The 20,661-nt window shown below is 57.8% G+C and carries 8 protein-coding genes and 1 tRNA gene; 2 read left to right on the plus strand and 7 right to left on the minus strand.

The genetic code is table 11. The annotated features are described in order from the left end of the window. Positions 1 to 10,305, minus strand: a 10,305-nt coding sequence (locus AC4HNJ_RS17820) for a two-partner secretion domain-containing protein (RefSeq protein ID WP_490480951.1), incomplete at its 3' end; no start/stop codon positions are given. Between the two features lie 85 nt (positions 10,306 to 10,390). Further along, entirely contained in the window at positions 10,391 to 12,046 is a 1,656-nt protein-coding gene (locus tag AC4HNJ_RS17825) for a ShlB/FhaC/HecB family hemolysin secretion/activation protein (RefSeq protein ID WP_490480952.1), read from the minus strand. 778 nt (positions 12,047 to 12,824) lie between these two features. Here AC4HNJ_RS17825 and AC4HNJ_RS17830 point away from each other — a divergent pair. Next, positions 12,825 to 13,151: a hypothetical protein gene (locus tag AC4HNJ_RS17830; RefSeq protein ID WP_490480953.1), complete on the plus strand. Its 327-nt coding sequence runs from the start codon at positions 12,825 to 12,827 to the stop codon at positions 13,149 to 13,151. Positions 13,152 to 13,616: 465 nt separating this feature from the next. Here the strand turns inward: AC4HNJ_RS17830 and AC4HNJ_RS17835 are convergent, their stop codons facing one another. From AC4HNJ_RS17835 to tpiA, 4 genes are all read right to left on the minus strand, one after another. Then, positions 13,617 to 17,225: an SIR2 family NAD-dependent protein deacylase gene (locus tag AC4HNJ_RS17835; protein ID WP_490480954.1), complete on the minus strand. Its 3,609-nt coding sequence runs from the start codon at positions 17,223 to 17,225 to the stop codon at positions 13,617 to 13,619. Positions 17,226 to 17,438: 213 nt separating this feature from the next. Next, a tRNA-Leu gene (locus AC4HNJ_RS17840) sits at positions 17,439 to 17,523 on the minus strand. A 16-nt stretch (positions 17,524 to 17,539) separates the two neighbouring features. Continuing rightward, complete coding sequence (secG, locus tag AC4HNJ_RS17845; RefSeq protein ID WP_490480955.1) at positions 17,540 to 18,007, minus strand: preprotein translocase subunit SecG; 468 nt, start codon at positions 18,005 to 18,007, stop codon at positions 17,540 to 17,542. 27 nt (positions 18,008 to 18,034) lie between these two features. Then, the gene (gene tpiA, locus AC4HNJ_RS17850) at positions 18,035 to 18,787 is read right to left on the minus strand and encodes a triose-phosphate isomerase (protein WP_490480956.1); all 753 of its coding nucleotides are present in this window, start codon (positions 18,785 to 18,787) and stop codon (positions 18,035 to 18,037) included. A 98-nt stretch (positions 18,788 to 18,885) separates the two neighbouring features. On the opposite strand from tpiA, the gene AC4HNJ_RS17855 reads away from it, so the two are divergent. Continuing rightward, the gene (locus AC4HNJ_RS17855; protein ID WP_490480957.1) at positions 18,886 to 19,692 is read left to right on the plus strand and encodes an SDR family NAD(P)-dependent oxidoreductase; all 807 of its coding nucleotides are present in this window, start codon (positions 18,886 to 18,888) and stop codon (positions 19,690 to 19,692) included. Between the two features lie 38 nt (positions 19,693 to 19,730). Here the strand turns inward: AC4HNJ_RS17855 and AC4HNJ_RS17860 are convergent, their stop codons facing one another. After that, the gene (locus tag AC4HNJ_RS17860; RefSeq protein WP_490480958.1) at positions 19,731 to 20,441 is read right to left on the minus strand and encodes a VIT1/CCC1 transporter family protein; all 711 of its coding nucleotides are present in this window, start codon (positions 20,439 to 20,441) and stop codon (positions 19,731 to 19,733) included. Between the last annotated feature and the right edge of the window lie 220 nt (positions 20,442 to 20,661).

Consider the following 20,661-nt stretch of genomic DNA (forward strand, 5'->3'; position numbering starts at 1 on the left):
ATCACCGAGGCTTGCGTTGCGACTCAGTCCGCTGAGGTCCTGGTTTTGGTTATCGCTAATCGTGATCGTGCCCGGTGCAATCGCCGCTTGCGTCGTACTACTTTCGTGACCGGTCTGCGGAATGGTCAGGCCGCTGGGCATGATGCTGGCGCCGCTGTTATCGATGCCTCCACCGTTGCCGCTGTAGCCGCCAGCCATGCCTCCACTGCTCGCGCTGTAGCTGGCGCTGTTCTGCAGGTTGCTGTACGTGAGTGATCCGGTATCGAGAGTGTTCTTGCTTGGATCGGCACTGCTCGCGATCACGGCACCGGTGAGATGGGTGTTACCGCCTACCGTGATCTGAAAACCGCCACTGCCCGCGTTCAAGCCTGTTACGTCCCCTACGCTGGCATAGCTGGATTGCATCTGGCCTTGGTTATAGCTACCGCCGCCGCTTCCCCCGCCGCCACCGTAACTGAAGCTTCCGCTGGCCTGCGATTGATGGCTGCTGTAGCTGTTCGTGTTCTGCTGGCTGACCAGATCAAGGTTGCCACCGATCGCTGCCTGGATGGTCTGACCACTCAGCTGAGCGCCTTCGATGGTGGTGTTTGCGCCACTGGCCAGCGTCAATGTACCGGCTGCGTTGACGGTGCTATCTGCGTAAGTGGTGCCATTGCCCTGCGCCGAACTTTCGGCCATCGAACCACTGGCGAAGATACCGTTGGTCTGGCCAATGCTGACGCCCATCGAACCACTGCCTGAGTGGGTACTCTGATGCAATGTGGATTGCTGCGCCTGGCTCAGCACGTTGAGATCCTGCGCGGCAGCCAACGTCACGTTCTGTCCGCTGATCTGGCTGCCGATGACGTTGAGGTTGCCACCCGTCGCCGCGATAGTGACGTCGCCGTTCGTGCTGCCGATACTGCTGCCATAGGACGTCTGTTGGGTTTGCGTTGTAGTACTGCGCGATTCGCTTTCGGTCGCGCCAATGCGCAAGCTCATGCCGGAATTGCTTAGCGCGCCTTGCGCACCGCCGCTTTCGTAACCACTGGCAATTTTGCCTGGCGCACTGGAGAGCGCTTGCATGCCTGTCTGCCCTCCCAGGCCCATGCCGTTGCCAGCCCCCTGCGAGAACAGGGTTTGCGCGCCCTGCATGGCATACAGGGCTTGCACGCGCGAGTCACTCGTTTTGCTGGCGCCTTGCTGATCAAGCGCCAGCTGATTGGCGACGTTCGCAACACCGCCACCTACGCCGGCGATGATGCCGCCTACGTTCTGCTGTTCCTGCTGAGTCACGTTCGTGGTGCCAAGCGCAGCATCGATGGTGACATTCTTGCCCACGATGGTCGTACCGGTCTGGCTCAACACCGTTGCATCAGTCAGGTGAACGTTCTGATTGGCGGACAACGTCACCGATCCATTGGTGCTGCCGAGCACGGTACCGACCGGTGTACTTTGCTGGATAACCGTATCACTGCTGGTATCACGTTCCCCCAGCATCACGCTAAAGCCGCCGCCACCCATGAAGCCGGCCTGGTCACTGTCGCTTGCGGTTTCGTCGCGCGATGTTGTCGTACCGGTGTTAAGCACGAGGTTGCCGCCGGCTTGAGCGGTAACGCCATTCGTGCCGACGATCTGCGCGGCGGTCAAGGTGGTGTTTGCACCGGAGAGCAGATTGACGGTGTTGCCACTCAACACACTTCCAACTGCCACGCTGCTTTGATCGTATTGCACCCCGACACTGTCGGTGTCTGAAAGCCCTCCGCCCGAATGTCCATAGGTGAAGACCAGGCTGTTGTGCTGCTCCTGAGCTGTACTCAAGCTCAGATCGTTGCCTGCCATCACATTGACGGCGCCGTTGGTGCTCGCGACCGTCGAGGCCGTCAGCGTGAGGTTGTTGCCCGCGACCAGGTTGACGTTGTTGCCCGCACTCAACAGGCTTCCCACTACCTGCTGATCCATGGTCGAGCCGCTGCTCGAGCCGTTGTGATAGACCTGATAAAACCCGCTCGTGGTGGTGTTGGTGACGTTGCCCAAATCGATGTCGTGACCGGCGATCACGTTGAGTGAGTCGGTCGCACTCACTTGAGCGCCCTGGCCGGTGAGATCGTTCGCTGCGGTAAGGTTGATGTTGCTACCGGTGATCGAGGCCAGCGTGGTGGTCGTCTGGGTGCCCCAACTCATGCCACCCGCAATCGATGCGATGGAAGAGGATTGCAACTGCGGTCCAGCGCCTATCGCCAGATTCTGTCCGGCGCCGAGCGATACCGTGGATCCGCTGATGTGTGCGCCATCCAACTGAAGGTCCTGGCCCGCGACGGCACTGAGCGTACCGCCGGCACTCAACGTTGCGGTTGCATCATTGCCAAGTCCATTGAGCAAGGTGTCATTGCGCAGCGTGCCGCCCACAATCGCCGTGAGATCCTGACCGGCGCTCAGCGTCCCGCCAAGATTACTGAGATTATCGGTGGTCGCCAGGCTGAGGTCTTGTCCCGCGCTGATCGTTCCGGCCGCATTGAGCAGATTATCGGCGGTGAGCGTGGCGTTGCCGCTGGCGAGTATGGAACCACTATTGGCAAGCGTACCGCTTGCGCTCAGGCTGACATTCGCACCGCTGATCAATGCGCCATCCGGCTGCCCGGAACCACCGTTGGCCAAATACACGACGGGCACCAGCACTGTCTGGCCGTCCACCGTTTCGTTGACCAGCCATACGATGTTCTGCGTGAGATCGGCGATCTGCGACGCCGTCAGTGCAATACCGGGCGTGAGGTTGAATTGACCGGCCACCGACACGGCGTTATTCATCAGTTGCTCGAACTGATCTTCGCTGTTCGTGTTGTCGGCAACATAAGGTTTGCCGGTGAGATCGACGATCTGTTGATCGACCAACTGCAGTTCGTAGTAACCGTCACCGATCTGTCGTAGCGTGCTTGCTCCGTTCCAGTTCAACTGACCGAGTAAGTAACTGCCCGTGATGAAATTCTGGTAATTCGTCAATAGCGGATTGGTTTCGATCAGATACGGCTGACCCGGTGCCGTATTGATCGTGAAAAGGCCGCTCGTAGGCACGGAGAGATTGGGCAACGGGTTGCCGGGCGTGCCGATGATCTGCCGCACCTGCGTGGTCGAACCTACCGCGCCGGGCGGTACGAAACTCGGCAGGCCCCCAAAGATGCCCTGCCCTTGCAAACCCACCGGCGCCCCTGCCGGCGCAGGGGTTTCCAGTGCACCAGTGGGATCAAGACTACCAAGCGGGCTGAAGCCGCCACTGCCATTCCATCCGCCCGATCCGGTAACACCTCCCACCGTTCCTGCACTGCTACCGGATAATGCACCACTTGCACTTACACCACTGCCACCGGAAGCACTGACGGTGGTGCCTCGTGCCGAACCGAGATTGCCGCCGCTCGTATTGACCGAGCTGCCGTTGACGCTCTCCTCGTTGGTGATCGAACCTGTCGAAATGGTGATGTTCTGGTTGGCTTCGATCGTCGCATTCAGTCCGCTGCCCGGCGTGGTCGTGGACTGTACGGTGACGCCTTGTATCGCCATGCAAAAGGTAGTGCCCTCTTCGCCCGGATAGCCGGCCTCGCAGGTACCGACCCGCGTCCAGCCGTTGGGCAATGGCGTCGCGTTTTGCCACCACACCGTTACGCTTTGCGACAGCGAGCCCGGCTCCCAGCTTTCATTGACGACGCTGGAGGTATTGCTGCTGCCGTTGACGTCCAGGTTGTACCCGGCTGCAATGGTGGAGGCATTGTTGGTAATGGCGCTGCCGTTCAACAGCAGGTTGCCACCCGACACGATTTCAGACGCCCCGCTTGCACCGTTCAGTGTGGTTTGCGAACTCTGTGTGTACGTGCCTAGCTTGACCACATTGCCCAGCAAGCTGCCACTATACGTGCATGAGACTGTTTCACCGCTCCCGAACGCGCAGGACAGGCTGTTATTGGTCGTGCTCGTGGTCGGCGCGCCGCCACCGCTGACATCGAGCACCCGGCGCTCATTGGTGATCGTGCTGGCATCGATGGTCAGGGTGTTGTCCTGTGTGCCATTGATGTTCTGCGTAGTGATGAGCCCGGAGCGATTGTCGACGACGCTTGCCAACCCGCCGCTTGCATTTCCGGCAATCGTCAGGCTGCCAAGACTCAAGATCGTGGCATCGATGTTGGTGAGATTGCTGGTGTAGATATTTAACTGGTTACTCGCCGCCAGCGTGCCTTGGCCGTAACCATCTGTCAGATTCGAACTGCCGGGATCGAGACCATTGATCAGCGTACCCGCGTTGATCGTGACGGATTGACCCAACACCGTGCCGGTGTTGTTGAGCACCCCGGCATTCACGTTGACCGTGGTTCCTTCGATGATGCCGGCGTTGGTCAATGTGCCGCCGGTGTTCAGCGACGTCACGCCATGGGTACTCGCATTGCCTGAGGCGATGGTTGCGCCATTTGTGTTGGTGATGTTCGCGGCCGTTATCGAAACACCGTCGGGTGCTTCCAGCGTGCCATCGTTGGTCAGGCTGCCACTCAGATCGAGGGTCAGCGAACCGTTGCCCGCAAACGGATTGCTGCCGCTGGCAATTGTCAGATTGCCCGGCAGCGTCAGCACCAGATTGCCATTGGACGCCAGGGTACCGTCGCCGCTCCATCCGCTTGTATTGAGCGAGAGCGCACCACCACTTTCCAATGAGCCGCCCGTGTTGGTCAGGCTGGCCATGCTCGCATTGATGCCTTGGCCGCCGACCAAGCGGCCACCACTTGTATTGTTGACCGCCGATGATCCTTGCAGCGTCAGCACGTTTCCAGCAAGCAAGGTTCCACTCGTGTTGGTGAGCGTGCTACCGGGATTGAGCGTGAAATTGCCGCCGGCAATCAATTGCCCGCTGGCGTTATTGATCGCACCCGCACTCACGTTCGCATTGCCCTGCGTACCCAATGTGCCGCTTGCATTGGTCAACGTCTGGCCGACGTTGACCGTCAACTGGCTTGACGTCAGATCGACCAGCGAACCGCTGGTGTTATCCAACGATGCAGCCGTCACCGTCGTTGCACCATGACTTTGAATGGCGCCTTGCCGGTTAGTGATCGACTGCCCGCTCGCATCGAGCGTCAACGCCGTACCGCTCAACAACTGGCCGCTGTTATTGCTGAGCGCGCCCGTGCTGGTCAGGCTCAATCCCGATGCGCCGATCACGCTGCCACCGGCATTGGTCAATCCGCCCACGGTGGCACTCAAGCTGCCGTCGCCACCGATGGCGCCGTTCGTATTGGTGACCAGGCCGCCGACATGCACGGTCGTCGCTTGCGTGCTGCGGTTGATCACGGTGCCGCTGGTGTTGTCGAAACTCGATGCCGTCAGCCTCAGCGCGCCATCGCTCACCACTTCGCCGCCGGCATTGCTCACGGCCGTGCCGCTCAAGGACAGCGCGCCGTTGGAGATCACTGAACCGTTGTTGTTCGTCAATCCGGCTTGACTGGTCACGGCGACGCTGGCGGTCGCTTCCAGCTCTCCATTCGCATTATTGATGCTTCCCGCACCCAACGTCATGCTGCCATTGCCACCGGTCAAACCACCGGCACTGTTGTCGTACAGGCCGGAGACATTCGCGGTGAGCAAACCGGTGCCGGTCAATTGAATCTTGCCGGCTTCATTGTCGACCGAGGCGGCGCTCAAGCCCAATGTCGTAGCGGCTTGCAACAAACCATCTGTGTTATTGAGCGCGCCGGCTGTGGTGAAACTCAAGCCGCCGTTCTGGCTCATGAGCTGGCCACCGGCGCTGTTATCGACACTTGCAGCACTGATCGTTACATCACCCAAGCCTCCTACGGTGCCGCCTTCATTGGCCAGCGCACCGGTCAGCGTCACCGTGGTCGTGCTGTTTGCGCTGTCGCCATTGACGAGCTCGCCCTTGGTGTTTGTCAGGCTCGCTGCGGTAAGCGATGTCGTGCCGTTGGACGAAATCGTGCCGCTGTTGCTCACTGACTGATTAGCCGCCTTGATCGTCAGCGCACCACCTGACAGCACATTGCCGGTATTACCCACGGTGCCGGTGCTGGTGAGGTCGATACCATTCGTGCCCAGCAGCATGCCGCTGTTGGTCAAACCTGCCGTGGTCAGATTCAAGGCACCATCGCTTTGAAGGGTGCCCGCGTTGGTGGTGGCGCCGCTGATGGTTGCGGTAAGTGCGCTGCCCGTGAGTATGCTGCCTGCACCAGTGGTGAGACTGCCGGCTTGCACATTTACCGCGCCATTGCCGCCGATCACGCCGTTGGCGCCGTTGGTCAGCGCCTGCGTGAGGTTGAGCGTCAGTGTGTCGCTACCAAGCGCCTTGACCGAACCACCCGTGCTGTCGAGGCTGCCAGCATTGATCGTCAATGCGTCGGCCGCCTGGATCAAACCCGTGGCGTCGTTGATCGCACCGGACGCAGTGAGGTTGAGCGCACCGCTCTGGCTGATGAGCTGCCCGTCCGCGCTGGTATCGATGCTCGATGCGCTGAGTGCTACATCACCCAGTCCGCCAATCGTGCCGCCTTGATTGACGAGGTTGCCATCCACGGTAACCGACGTGGTGCTGCCGGACGCATCGTTGTTGATCACGCTGCCCTTGGTGTTATCCAGGCTGGCAGCGGCCAGTGTCACGACGCCGTCGGCACTCAAAGTACCGCCCGCGTTGCTGAGGGTTTGGCCTTGCGCATTCAAACTCAGTGCAGCGCCCGACTCCACGCTACCGGTATTGCTCACGGCACCCGTGCTCGTAAGCGCAACGCCTTGCACGCCAATCAAGGTACCTTGGTTGGTAAGGCCATCCGCGCTGAGGGTGAGGTGGCCGCCCGTTTGAAGCGTACCCGCGTTGGTAAAGGCCTGCGACGTCGTCAGCGACATGTCGCTCGCACTTGTCAGCGTGCCTTGGTTGTCGAGTTGGCCGGCCTGCAGGTTCAACCCACCGTTGCTGCCGATCAAACCGCCTGTGCCGTTGTTGAGCAAGTCGGACACTGTCAGGCTGAGCGTCGCCGGATCCAGCAGCTTGATGTTGCCGCCCGTGTTGTCGGCACTTGCCGCCATGAGGCTCAATGCTGTGGTCGATTGAATCAGGCCGCCAGCGTTGTTCAAGGTACCGGATGTGGTCAGTGTCAACGCGCCGTTCTGGCTGATCAGCTGACCCCCTGCGCTGTTGTCGATGCCTGTGGCGTTGAGAGTGACATCACCGATACCGCCGATGGTGCCGCCTGCGTTGCTCAAAGCGCCGGTCAGATTCACGCGGGTCGCGCTGCCTGACGAATCACCGTTGACCAGGCTTCCGTTCGTATTGGCGAGGCTTCCTGCGGTAACCGTGATGGCGCCATTGGATGCGATCGCGCCGCTATTGATAAATGACTGGCCGGTGGCATCAATCGTCAGCGCACCGCCCGATTGCAAGCTGCCCGTATTCGTCACCGCGTCACTGCTGATGAGGCTCACACCGGTGGTGCCAAGTACGTTACCGCTGCTGTTGAGACCTGCAGTGGTGAGGTTCAACACGCCATTGCTTTGTATCGCACCGGCGTTCGTGGTGAGACCCGCCACGTTCGCACTCAGCGCATTACCGCTCAACGTGCTGCCCGCACCGGTGATCAAACTACCTGCCTGCACATTGACTGTGCCATTACCGCCCACCACACCATCGGCGCCGTTGGTGAACGATTGGCTGATCTTCAACGTCAATGCATCGCTGCCGATGGCCTTTATCGCGCCACTCGTGCTATCCAGGCTCTGCGCCTGAATCGTTAGCGCATTCGCGGATTGGATCAATCCCGCGTTGCTGTTGATCGCGCCGGATGCGGTCATGCTCAACGCACCGTTCTGGCTGATCAGTTGACCGCCCGCGCTGTTATCGACATTGGCCGCCGTAAGGCTCACGTCGCCCAGACCGCCAACGGTGCCGCCTTCATTGCCCAGTGTCCCACTGAGCGTCACCGTCGTGGTGCTGCCAGCGCTATCGTCGTTGATCAGGCTACCCTTGGTGTTGGTCAAGTTCGCCGCGGTAAGCAAGGTCGTACCGTTCGCGGCGATGGTGCCGCCATTGCTGACAGACTGATTCGTAGCAGCGATGGTCAATACACCGCCCGACTGAAGGATGCCGGTGTTGTCGATCGCGCCTGTGCCGATGAGCACAAGGCCACTGGTGCCGAGCAGATCCCCGCTGTTGGTGAGCCCCGCGGTGGTGACATTCAACACGCCGTTGCTCTGCAATGCACCCGCATTGATCGTCGTACCCGCGATATCAACCGTGAGTGCGTTACCGGTCACCGTGCTGCCGGTGCCCACGGTAAGCGTGCCTGCTTGCACGTTGACCGCACCGTTGCCACCGATCACGCCGTTGGCACCATTGGTCAGTGACTGCGCGATGGTGAGGCCCAGCGTGTCGCTGCCCAATGCCTTCACTGCGCCGCCCGTGGTATCCAGGCTATTCGCGTTGAGCGTCAGCGCACGAGAGGCCTGAATCAGGCCGGCGTTGTCGTTGATCGCTCCCGGTGTCGTCACCGTCAGCGCACCGTTCTGGCTGATCAGCTGGCCACCCTGGCTAACGTCAACACTGGCTGCTTGGAGCGTGACATCGCCCAGGCCACCGATCGTTCCCCCTGCACTGCTCACCGCACCCGGCGTAACCAGCGCAAGTGCGCCGTTGCTCACCAGCTGTCCGCCGGTGTTGGTCACACCGCCGGTAACGGAAACGGTCATATCTGCGGTACCGGCACCGGTGATATGACCTTGGCTGTTATCCAGGCTGCCCGCTTGAAGCTGCCAGCTGCCATTGCTGATCAAGGTGCCGCCGACGTTGCTTATCGCGCCAGCAATCTTCACGGCGGTGGTCGTGCTACCCGTCTGAGCGATTTGCCCGCTGGCGTTGTTCCACGCATTGGCCGCGATATCCCATTGCGGGGCTTCCCACGCCGTCTGCGTCGTGGTCAGGGTGCCCGTCGTCGCCACGGTGACCGCACCTTGCGCCTGCAACGAACTGTTCGATGCATTCAGATCACCGGACATCGCGCCTAACGCCAGCGAGCCCCCCGCCAGCAGGGTCGAGCCCGCCACGTTGAGTGAGCTACTGGTGAGGCTTACGCTTCCGGACGCTGCATTCGTGCCGGTTGCCGTGACGGTGCCTGGGCTGCTGATCTGCAAGGCACTGCTACCGCTCAAGGTGCCGTTGCTTTGCATGCCCGCAGCAAGCAATGCGCTGGATTGCACGCTGCTGCCTTGAATAGTCAGCCCGCTACTGGATGCAGCAATGCCCGCCAGCGTGACCGGACCACCCGTGATCTGCACCGCTCCCGGTGCGTAAAGCGTGCCGCTGCTCTGCACGCCTTGCACGCCGGTAATGCTCAATTGCCCTGTCGCCGTCGTCGAGCCACCCAGCACGACTTGTCCTTGGCTGCTTAGCGTGAAATCGCCTTGCTGAGCTTGCAATACGCCCTGACTGTTGACGCCAACGCCCGCCTCGGTGCCGATCAAAGTGATCTTGTCGGCATACATGCCCCCCAGGGCACTCACATCCAATGCGAGCTGTGGCTTGGCGCCCTGCGCTTGCAGCACCTGCAGGCCCAGGCCGTTGTAGTTGATCAGATTCGCGCCGGTAACGATGTTGAGCTGATGTGCATAGATGGCCGCATCGATTTGCACCGCACGCGCCAGCACATCGACCTGCGCGACATTGCTCGCATTGAGCCCACTGCCGTTGATACCAATGGTCCCGCCGGTAACGCGAAAAGCCGCCAGACTTCCCGAACCGCCGAATACCGGCGTACCCGTCGTCAACGTGGCGCGTGTCGTATTGATAAAGCCGCAACCGTTGCAGCTCAATCCGTTCGGGTTGGCCACTACCACAGCCGCCGACGTACCCGCCACTTCGATATAACCGTTGAGCGTGCTGGGTGACGTGGAGGTCACTTGATTGACAATGACATTCGCCGGGCCGCTGCCCACGAGATGAGAGTTACCCAGAATGTAGCCGCCCAGTTGCGTGGCAACCGTCGTAGCACTGTTGTTGAGGATCGCGCCGTGTTGATCGACATTGAATTGGTTGTATTGATTAAGCGACACGCCATTGCTGTTGGGCGCGGCAATGTTGACGATGGGGACACCGTTGCCCGCCACGCCAGTAGTGGTGTTAGTCGCACCCGAGGGAACCTGCTGGGCCACGCTGGGAAACGTGCACAGGCATAAGCTCAATGCGGCCGCCAGCGGTGCAAGCCGCAAGCGCGCGATGGAAAGACCATGGCGCGGATGCGCGGATACAGCCACACCCCCACGACGAATCAGCGTCTTGTTGTCCAGCTCTGCCATGTTGTACTCCCTGACCACTACGGTCTATGCAAGCCTTCGCTTGCCCCCTGAACCGTCAGCGCGACCTCCAGGTCGCGCCCCCTTTTCAGAACATCACCTGCACCGACGCCTTCACCAAGGCCTGTGTAGTCGGCAGCCAGGCCGGCGCGATCAACGGCCAACCCAGCGATATGTCCCATTGAATATGCGAAGTGACTGCACCTTGTGTACCCACAAACACGCCGCTCACGACATGCCCGTGCACGTACGCAAAATCAGGTCCCCATACCCGGCCATAATCCCAACCCGTATAAAGCGCCATGCCGCTGCGCGATAGCGGCAGCGTGAGTTGGTTGCGCCAGTAATAACCATCCTCGGCGGAAAGCACGTCATCGCCTTCAAATCCACGCACAGTGAATGGGCCGCCGATACCGATATAGTCTTCGGAATACAAGCGGTCCGGCGAATACTGCGAATGCAGCGCACTGCTCAGCGAGAACGTTTGCGAACCCCAACGCAGCGGCCATTGCAATGCCACATCGGAAAGCACCAGCTGATAATCGAAACGGGGAATTTGTGCATTCGGCGTGGAAGGATCCCATTGCCCGTCGAACCATGGCACGCCGTGCTGATAGGTAATGCTTGCATCCAGCTGTGCAGCACCGATGTATTGCCGCTGCGCAATGCCTAGGCTGACGCTGCGCGTGTGGCGATGCTGTACAGCGATTTCCGTGCCATCGATATCGTTGCTCGCCTCTCGTCCATCGATACTGGCCTGAACCGTTGTGCGCCCGTTTTTCGTTCGATGCACAACGCGGCTGACGCGAACACCGAATGTCTGTGCGGTGCCGCTGCTGCGAAAGGTTTGCGTACCCCCCAGCAACTGCTGAAAGAAACCGTAGCTGTTGGCATAGATATCCACATCCCACCATCCCCAGGGAATGCGCTCATCCACGGCCCAGTTGCGTGAGCCGACCTCGTCGTTGCTCAACGGCAAACTATGGCTAACGCTCAACGTGAGTGCATCGTTCATGCGCAACGGCTGATCAATAGCCAGGCTGACGCTGCCTTGATCGCGCCCGGTGCTCTTGAAGCCTTCGTTATTGGCACCGAGCGTGACACGCCATGGCTTCGTACGCACCGCCATCAACACCACCACCGAGGTTCCCGGTCGATCGCCAGGTTCGATGTTCATGTGCACATCCTGCGAGGGCACCTGCTTGATCTGCTCCAAGCCCTGTTCCAACGCGCGCAGATTTAGCAAATCGCCTGGACGCAACGGAAAAGCACTGCGCCAGTCGATCGGCGCTGAACCTGGCGCCAAGCGAAACCCCTGCAACATTCCCGGTATAACCACCAGCTTCAACGTACCGGAAGAAAGATTCTGTTCCGGCAGCTTCACTTCAGTAGTGATGTAGCCCTCGGCCAGAATCCGATCGGAAACGCGTGCCACGATCTGGCGCAGGCCTTGTTCGCCCACGCAACGTCTGGCGTAGCGATTCAAATACCGCTGTGCGAAACCGAACGATGAAACGTGCGGGCCTTCCAGCATCAAGTGCCGCAACACAAAGCAAGGGCTTTCTTTAGGCAGCGTTTTGACACGCCACGACGTGACAGAAGGCTGCAATTGCCCTGCGCTGACGCGCGGCGCCTGTTGCTGCTTCTGAAGATTTTGCGCCTGCTGTTGGGCGCGTTGTTGCTGCGCCTGTTGCGAAAGAGGATTCTGGGGAGATGCGGTTTGTGCCCGAACCGGTGTTGCCATCAGCAGCGGCAGAATAACCCCGTGCCACGCCCAACCATGCCGTCTACGTCCCTGCAAGAGAACACCCTCCATGCATGTGCATGTAACCGTTGAAAAGTCGTCAGGTCACAAGCCGCACGCCGAACCGGTGCCCAGGCCAGGATCCTTCATGACTCCGGTCCACCCCCTGTAGGTGTTCCAGCTACCGGAATAAGGTATCGGTTTAAACTTCAATCTGTCTAGATTGGATCGATCCGACTGGCTCTGGCTTTTAACGGTTCGAAATGCCAAGCCGCGTTGCGATCGGAAACCGTGAGGATGCAGGCACATGTAGCTACACGGCACGCATCACGGTGAAATAGTTTGAAGCCGGGCTGCCCGGAACACGCCACCCTGGGCGAGTGAGGGGTGATCAGCCCAAGAAGCACGCGATGACCGAGCCGGAACGTAGTTCGGTGTCTGCAACCTACGCCACGCCGACCATGCAAGCGCATGCCAAGCACAACGCCCCTTCGACCGCGCAGCGCGCGATGAGGCGCATGATTCAACGTTGCGGCAGTTCACACGCGGGAACGGCCCATGCCCTACACATCCAGACACGCCTGCAAGCACCCAACCCTAAAAATCAGAAATCCCCTACATACACAGGCAGGGTGTTTCGATATGTTCGGCATGTCATCCACGCTGTCGCTTGCTGGGCTACGTGGATGACCATTGCAGCAATGCAGTGAAGGCGCGGATCGCATGGGTTGCAGCCCATACGACCCGCTAACCAAAACCAACTAGATAGGAGTTGATCGTGGCTATCACGGATCATACGGCACACGCACGCCCGCCAAAACCCTTCACGCCGCTTGGCCCCGCGCCAAAACGAGGTTGCATCGATCCGGAACGCGCGGAACGCCATGCACGCCTCATGAAGATCGCTGAAGCAGCTTTGGCAATCCACGTTATCCAAAAGCTGCTAAGCAACAGCGAAGCTTTCCACCGAGCGAGAACCATGGGTGCCCCACCCGGGGCGCATCAATGGCCATTGAACTCCACCCAAGTGGAAGGACTGCATGCAGCCTTGCATGTACTTCGTCAGCAGAACGATGAACTGCTGAAGGCCGAAGGCTTCGGCTAAACGTTCGTGCGCGCATGATCCTTGCCCGCGACACATCACGTGGAGGCTGGTGTGTCGCACTTGGGTCGAATGGGTAGGAGACGTACCCGAGGATTTGCGGAAGTTTCGCCTGGAACATATCGAGTCGGAACATATTCATGATCCGCCCTTCTCTGCGACCATTTTTTCGCGAGCAGCAGCTTCATCCTTCATGAGCTTTTTAAAGCCATGCTCGGAGAGTTCGCGCCAATGACGGACTGGTACGTCCGGTTGAACGCCTTACGAACCTCTTCCCATGTTGCTCCACGATGCGGTGTCTCCTCACCAATTCATTAATTCATACGTATAAATTTCAAAGCCATTGGAGATTCGTACACAACAGCAATCGTGGAATATGCTTGAAGAGCAAGAGCTCAACTTCCTTATCCCAAGTTTTGAAGTAGTTCGAGCCCCTTATAGGACTTGAACTGCCGACGCAGGGCAGCACTACACCTCATCAGAATCTGGTTCCCCAATAGCTGCGTGCCGAACCTCTACTAAAGGATCGTTCTTCGCGTTTTCGAGCCAGTGACGTAGAAATTCGTCACCCCTTCTCAACTGCATGACTTGCAAGATTCGAACGCACTCGACTCTGACCATCGACGCAGAAATAGCCTTTCGATCTTTTGGTTCAATGTTTTTGTAATCATAGTCCATTGCAATTGTGACTATGGCCTTCCTGAGCCTTTTCTCCATGCTCCTATTAAAATAATCCCCCCGCAGCAATTCGCTACAGCAGTAAAGAATAGCTACAAGACCGGCCGCCTGACGTGCCTCCAACGCCATAAGCAACGAATCGATAAGTCTCATAGGAGGAGCTATATGTCGGCTCTTTTTGCACAGCCGTAGCCAATTACAGATTGCTTGCGTGGCCGCTGTGACGCGTTCCTGATCGCCACTGAAGAGTCCATGTTGAATTACTTCTTCTATGGAATTTGCCCTTTTTCTATCAGCAATATAGGGAAGTCCGGAAATTGCTAAGGCAATGGACTGGGAGCTGATGGCATTGAATATCTCTTTGAACAGATCGTCGCTTACTCTTCCTTTCATGGCCGGAAATATTGATACTGCTAAAGCAGTACCCGCGCTCGCTACCCATTGTCTCCTAGAAAAAGAAACGCCGAGGTCATGGCTATCCTTCGACATGATTGCCTTAACGCCGTTTAAGATGACTCTCAACAATTTTTTTGCTTGTGTCGCCGCCGGTAGAATTCCACCCCAAGGCGCTGATGCTGCGTAACCCAAAGCCAAGAGCCAATGAATATCTCTCCTTGTGCTATCTGAGTCAGAGAAGAGGTACGCCTTAAGCAATACTTTGGGATCAACGTCACTAGGATGAGGAAGCTTCGTAAATACGGCAGCATGCAAGCCAGTGCCAGCGGGCAATCCATTAGCAGCATCTCTTATTGACCAAATTGCAGATCCAAACGTGACCTGTTCGGCTGTAGTCAGTTCCCCCTTTAAGGAAAGGCCAACCAATCGCATAACAGCGCTTGACCTATGCGCTGTATCGGCGCTTAAGTTCAAAAGTGTGGCCACGCGTATAGACCATCTTGTCGGCTCCACTTTCCGTAAAGTTGGCAACTTTAGACACTTAATTGCTTGAAACGGGTCGGGCCATTTATCGCTTGGATGATTAGCCCCAACCTCACTAGCGAGAGGAAATTCAAAAGCATCCAAACTCACACTGCTTCTAGCATCGACCGACATCGATAGAGCAGCATGTTCCACTAGGTTGGCTATCGCCTCCATGGAAGACGGCAAACGGAAAAAAATTCTGTTTTTCGCCAACTCCATTCCCAAGTAAAAACACTCCTTGATCTCATCGTCTTCCAGTCGTGGAGTCAGGCGGTAAAGAAGTGACACCAGTCCAGTTATCGGAGCGGCAGCCGACTCAGCATCTTGGGGGTTAGGAGCGTTCGCTCGATTGCGCCAATAGTTGAGCGCAGAAAGGACACTTTCTTTGAGAGAAGCGACGAACACTCGATCCAGCAGTGCGATCGATATTCGACCTAGGTTTGCTACCGTCAGGGGAAGTTTTTCGTCATTAGCGTATTGCGCAGCCTGTAGGTACCACCTAACGCTATCTTCCTTTGACAGTGATAGCGCCTCAGGAAAAAAACTGAGCATATTGAAACGATAGAAGGAAACCGGAATTCCCACCGTCTCCATCAGGCGCATGAGGCTATGCTCCGCTGATGCCTTTGGTGTTGACCGAAAATAGATAGTATCGGAGTTGTCTCGGTATGTTCCCGGAGCGAATAAAGGAATGAAGCTTTCTGCCTCTATCGCACGTTGATCTCTCAACTCTTCATGAATGTCAGATCGAATAGTTCTAATTTCTTCGTAAGGATTGCAGCGAAAGAGGTTTTCTCCAGAAAAATCTGGCCTTTCAGCAAGTTTCCGTTTTACAGAGGCGGTATACAACAGCCACTGGGACCAGGTCCGTCGAGACCGCAACCATAGCGAATCTCGCGCGTCACTTGATCGATCACGAATATCATCAAGCGCGGCAGACATAAGTGACTCAGTCTCGCCCCATCGACGAAGAGTGGACAAAAGGAAAGCTTTACGCATTTGCCAAACCGGGTCATGCCCTTCGATGCTTCCGACCTCTCTTTCTAGTTGATCAAATTCAGCTCTATCTCGGCATCGAAGGCAGCGTTGATAGTGAGCCTCGGCTATAGCATCTTGATCAAATTGACCGAGATCAAGCATGAATTTCTCCCAACGGTCGAACGCTTCATCGTCATCAATCTCGCGAGCATGACGAAGTAACACACTTCCCAACAACCTTTGTTCGTTTTTGTCTAAATCTGATTTCTCTAGATTGGCAGCAACGTCTACAATGAAGTCATAAGCAAGCGTTGAGAGATGACCAAATGAAACGTCATAGCGCCATGCTAATTCGACAGCTAAAGATTTTTTGGCCTGCTTTTCTAGTGCATGCTTAGCAGTACGCAACTTGCCCTCAATTCCATCGATTTGAAAAATTATTTGGCGGCGAGATGCATTTGGGCAGACCAACCAACCCGGATAGCGTTTACGCTCTTCGTTAAGCTCTCTCGATAAAGTCACCAGCTTTGAGGCTACGTACTCGGGCTTCTTGAGAAGTTCTACCTCATGCGCCGGTATGAGAGATTGATGAGTTACAATAGATGCATTCCATTCATAGCTCATCGGTCGTTTTGAGCTTTCTAAAAAGCTAAGGAAACGATCATTGGCAACAGCATGTTGGTCCTGAGGAAGAAGATTTTTGACCAAAGGCTTCAGGTCAATAGGAGCGATATTCCTGCTCTCAAGGAGTTTTCGTGCTGCGGGTCCAAGGCCAAGTACCCCAACAAGATAAATTCGCCGAGACGCATTGGCGAGGTGATCACGAACCCATCCAGACCATTGTAAAAAATTGGGATCATCTCCCGAGAAACCAAGTAAGCACAACTCATTTTCTATAAATGCTTGGCGAGCGAAGTTAACCATCGCCGCATGTCGAACGGGGTAAGTTCGATAATCCTCTTCCGCGAATATGTATGGTTCGTTTCCTCCAACGGTTCCATGGAGCTTCACTATTCGAGGTGACCGCGTGTGGGCTAAGTCAGAAGTCGATCGGACAATCTCATAGTTATGCGTGAGAACCTTTTTTGAAGCCCTTTCAAGCAAGGTATCCCAATTGGTCGTCAATACCTCCGTCCAAGGGAGTTCAAGAAGTCGCTTATGAGCAGTGCCTGGATACCAAGATGCGTCAGGAATCGCAGCCCTTATAAAGTCATCAAGCGCACTTTGCCCAAAGTAAGCGCGAAACTCCTCGGCAAGCCGCAGCGGATCGGACGTTGCACGAGTCGGGTCGTGGGGATAAAGCCGCCGAGCCATCTCATCCAGAAGATGTCTCCATAGTGGCGGCTCTGGTGTATCTGCCGTAGCTCGTTCGGCGTTTCTACTGAAGCCGGAGCCCACCAGCACGGCAGCTCCTTTGCCATTTGACGGTTGCCGCCAAAGAGCTCCCGCAAGCTGCTGGATACTAGGAAAATCCAGAAGATCCTCAATCCGAAGGTCCATTCCCCTGTCCTTACAACACTATTAAAGCAGGCCCAAAACTAAGCAAGGGAAAGGCCAATATCAAATTGTATGAATTTAAAAAACACTCAAAAGCATACACAAATTGTTGCGCTTCCGTGAATTCGCCTGAGACCAATAAGAAACAAAAAACCCGCTAAGCAGCGGGTTTCATTGAGCTTCTGGGACTATAAGAAACATCCTGAAGCATGGTGTTGGTGCCCAAGGGGGGACTCGAACCCCCACGACTTGCGTCGCTACCACCTCAAGGTAGTGCGTCTACCAATTCCGCCACCTGGGCAGGTGTTGTTTCGTTTTTAGTGCTTGCTGGTTGAAGCCGGCGCCGGGGTGGCGGCGGGGACTTCACCTTGCTGTGTTTTGGCTGCCGGTGCCGGCTGTGCGGACGGCACGTCGCCGTTGCCGGTGGCCGGTACGGCTGCCTTCGGCTGGGCCGGCGCAGCGGGTTGCGCATTTTGCGGCTTGGTGGCCTTGTTGCCAAGAGCCGACATGACGCCCAGATCGCTGTTGGCCTGCTGCTGACGAATGGCACCGCCATTTGTCTTCAGGTAGATGCCCATGCCGAGGCTGAGCGCAAAGAACAGCGCGGCGAGCACGGCAGTGGAACGCGACAGGAAGTTGGCCGAACCACGCGCGCCAAACACTGTGGCCGAGGCGCCAGCGCCAAAGCCGGAACCGGCGTCTGCACCGGCACCGCGCTGCATAAGGATCAGCACGATCATTGCCGCAGCGATCAGGATGTAAAACACGCTGAAGATGACGAACATGGTGTCTCGCGTAAGAGTCGGTGTCGCTTAACGGGCTGCGTCGCAGATGGCCAGGAATTCGGTCGCTACCAGTGCAGCACCGCCGATCAACCCTCCATCCACATCCGGCTGCGCGAACAGTTCCGCAGCGTTGGACGCCTTGACGCTACCGCCATAAAGCAGCCGGGTCAGACGGGCAATCATAGCATCCTCCCGCGCGAGTTGGCTACGGATGAAGGCATGCACCTCTTGGGCTTGTTCGGGGGTGGCGTTGCAGCCGGTGCCGATGGCCCAGACCGGCTCGTAGGCGATCACGGCGGTGTCGAAGCTGGCAACGCCGCTCAGAGTGAGCACGGCGCCGAGCTGATGCGCGATCACGTCCATGGTCTTGCCGGATTCGCGCTGATGCAGGGTCTCCCCTACGCAAAGAATGGGCGTAAGACCTGCAGCACGGGCTGCAGCAAATTTGCGGGCAACTTTTTCGTCGCTTTCGGTGTGGTGATGGCGGCGTTCGGAATGGCCGACCAGAGTCCATTGGGCACCAACGTCCGCCACCATAGCGGCGCACACTTCGCCGGTGTGGGGGCCGGGGTTTTGATGTTCGCTGATGTCTTGCGAGCCGAAACCCAGGCCGGAATCCCCGAACTTGCTCACAACCTGGGCCAGATACGGATAGGGCGGGAAGATCAGCACGTCGATGTCGCTGGATGGATTGGCGTTGGCGATCTCTTCCACCAGGCCATCCGCCATCGATCGGCTGCCATGCATCTTCCAGTTACCACCAACAAGTTTCTTCCGCATGACCGCATCCGTTGCAAAGAAAGCTGGCAAGCTTAGCCACCGCTCGGAGACGCAGCAACTTGCGGCGCTCCACCCTTTACTGCCTATTAGGAATGCCCATGACCCAAGCCCGCCCGCTGAGCCTGGTTACCGGTGCCTCCGCCGGCATCGGAGCGGCCTTCGCCCGTGCTCTTGCCGCCCGCGGACATGATCTGGTGCTGACGGCGCGACGCACCGACCGCCTGGAAACGTTAGCTGACGACGTACGCCGTGCCCATGGCGTGAATGTAACGGTATTGACGGCCGATCTCGCTATGCCGCATGCCGTCGAGCAGCTTTGCCGCGAACTGGACGAACGCGGGCTGCGGGTGGATTGGCTGATCAACAATGCCGGCTACGGTGTGCCGGGACGCTTCGACGAAAGCGATTGGCAAGTACACGCGGATTTTCTTCGCGTGCTGGTGACCGCACCAACGGAGCTGGCGTGGCGCTTGATCCGTGGCATGCGCGAACGCCAATACGGCCGCATCGTGAATGTGGCATCGCTGGCCGGCCACGTACCCGGCACGGCGAAGCACACGCTGTACGCGGCGAGCAAGGCTTATTTGATCAAGTTTTCCCAATCACTCGCATTGGAAAACCAGGAGCTTGGCATCCACGTCTGCGCGCTATGCCCAGGTTTTACGCGATCGGAGTTCCACGACGTCACCGGCACACGCGCGCTGATGAACAAGCTGCCTGATTTCATGTGGCAACGCGCCGAGGATGTGGTGCAGGAAGGCATCGATGCGGTGGAGCGTGGCGATGCGGTGTACGTAACGGGCCGAGTGAATCGCACGATCAAATCACTTTTCAAGCTGATGCCGGATCGCCTCGCGCTGAAGATGTCAGCCCGGCAATCCCGTCGTTATCGGGCGCACGATTAATCGCTTCTTGCGGAGGTACGAGCCGGCTCGTGGCCGGCTCACCCACCGATCCAGTGCGCCAGCAGAAACGCGGTGGCGGAAGCGAGTCCGCCGATCAACACGGTTTGCACGGCACTGCGCAACGTACTGACGCCGGTGAAGCGGCTTTTGGCAGCACCGAACACCGCGAGTGCGATACCGGTGCAGACAATGGAAACCAGCAGCGCTGGCTGCAATCGATCGATCAGCATATAGGGCGCCAATGGCACCAGGCCGCCCACCACGTAAGCACCACCGATGGTTGCCGCGCTGCGTAGCGCTCGACCCGGCTCTGGCGTTTCGAGACCCAGTTCGAAACGCATCATGAAATCCACCCAGGCTTCATGATCGTTGCGAAAGTGCGTCAGGATCGGCTCGCATGCGGTGCGATCCAATCCGTAGCCTTTGAAGATGTCGACGATTTCGCGTTCTTCTTCGCGTTGAAGCTCACGCACTTCGCGAAATTCGCGGCTGCGCTCGGCATGGTAGTGATCCATTTCCCCGCGCGCAGCGAGATAGCCGCCCAACCCCATCGCTACGGCACCGGCTGCGATTTCCGCTACGCCGGCCACGACCACCACACGACTGGCCACACTCGCCGCCGACAGACCCGCCGCCAGCGCGAAAGGCACGGTAAGGCCATCGGCCATGCCAATGACGACGTCACGCACCGTATCCGAAAAGGTGAAATGCTTTTCTTTGTGTTGATGATGGCGGTGCGCGGCGGACATGAAACGATCTCCCTGGATAACTGCGCGACTTTAGCCGGTTATCGACTGAAGCTGCGCAATGAGAAGCACATGCATTGCGTTTGCGAATGGGTGGGATTTTGAATAGTGCGTGTTGCCACCTTTCCGCCCGCAAGAGAGGGCTGAGGCGGGTTGAGTGAGCTTGCTGCGAAATGGAAGGCTTCACCCCACCCTACCCCTCCCCTACTGCACGTAGGGAAGG

It is taken from the genome of Dyella sp. SYSU CM1112 (genome assembly GCF_058216415.1).

Bases quoted from the DNA above. Each gene is read 5' to 3' on its own strand.
- AC4HNJ_RS17835 (WP_490480954.1), bottom strand. From the start codon at position 17,225: ATGGACCTTCGGATTGAGGATCTTCTGGATTTTCCTAGTATCCAGCAG.
- AC4HNJ_RS17855 (WP_490480957.1), top strand. From the start codon at position 18,886: ATGACCCAAGCCCGCCCGCTGAGCCTGGTTACCGGTGCCTCCGCCGGC.
- AC4HNJ_RS17825 (WP_490480952.1), bottom strand. From the start codon at position 12,046: ATGGCAACACCGGTTCGGGCACAAACCGCATCTCCCCAGAATCCTCTT.
- AC4HNJ_RS17860 (WP_490480958.1), bottom strand. From the start codon at position 20,441: ATGTCCGCCGCGCACCGCCATCATCAACACAAAGAAAAGCATTTCACC.
- tpiA (WP_490480956.1), bottom strand. From the start codon at position 18,787: ATGCGGAAGAAACTTGTTGGTGGTAACTGGAAGATGCATGGCAGCCGA.
- secG (WP_490480955.1), bottom strand. From the start codon at position 18,007: ATGTTCGTCATCTTCAGCGTGTTTTACATCCTGATCGCTGCGGCAATG.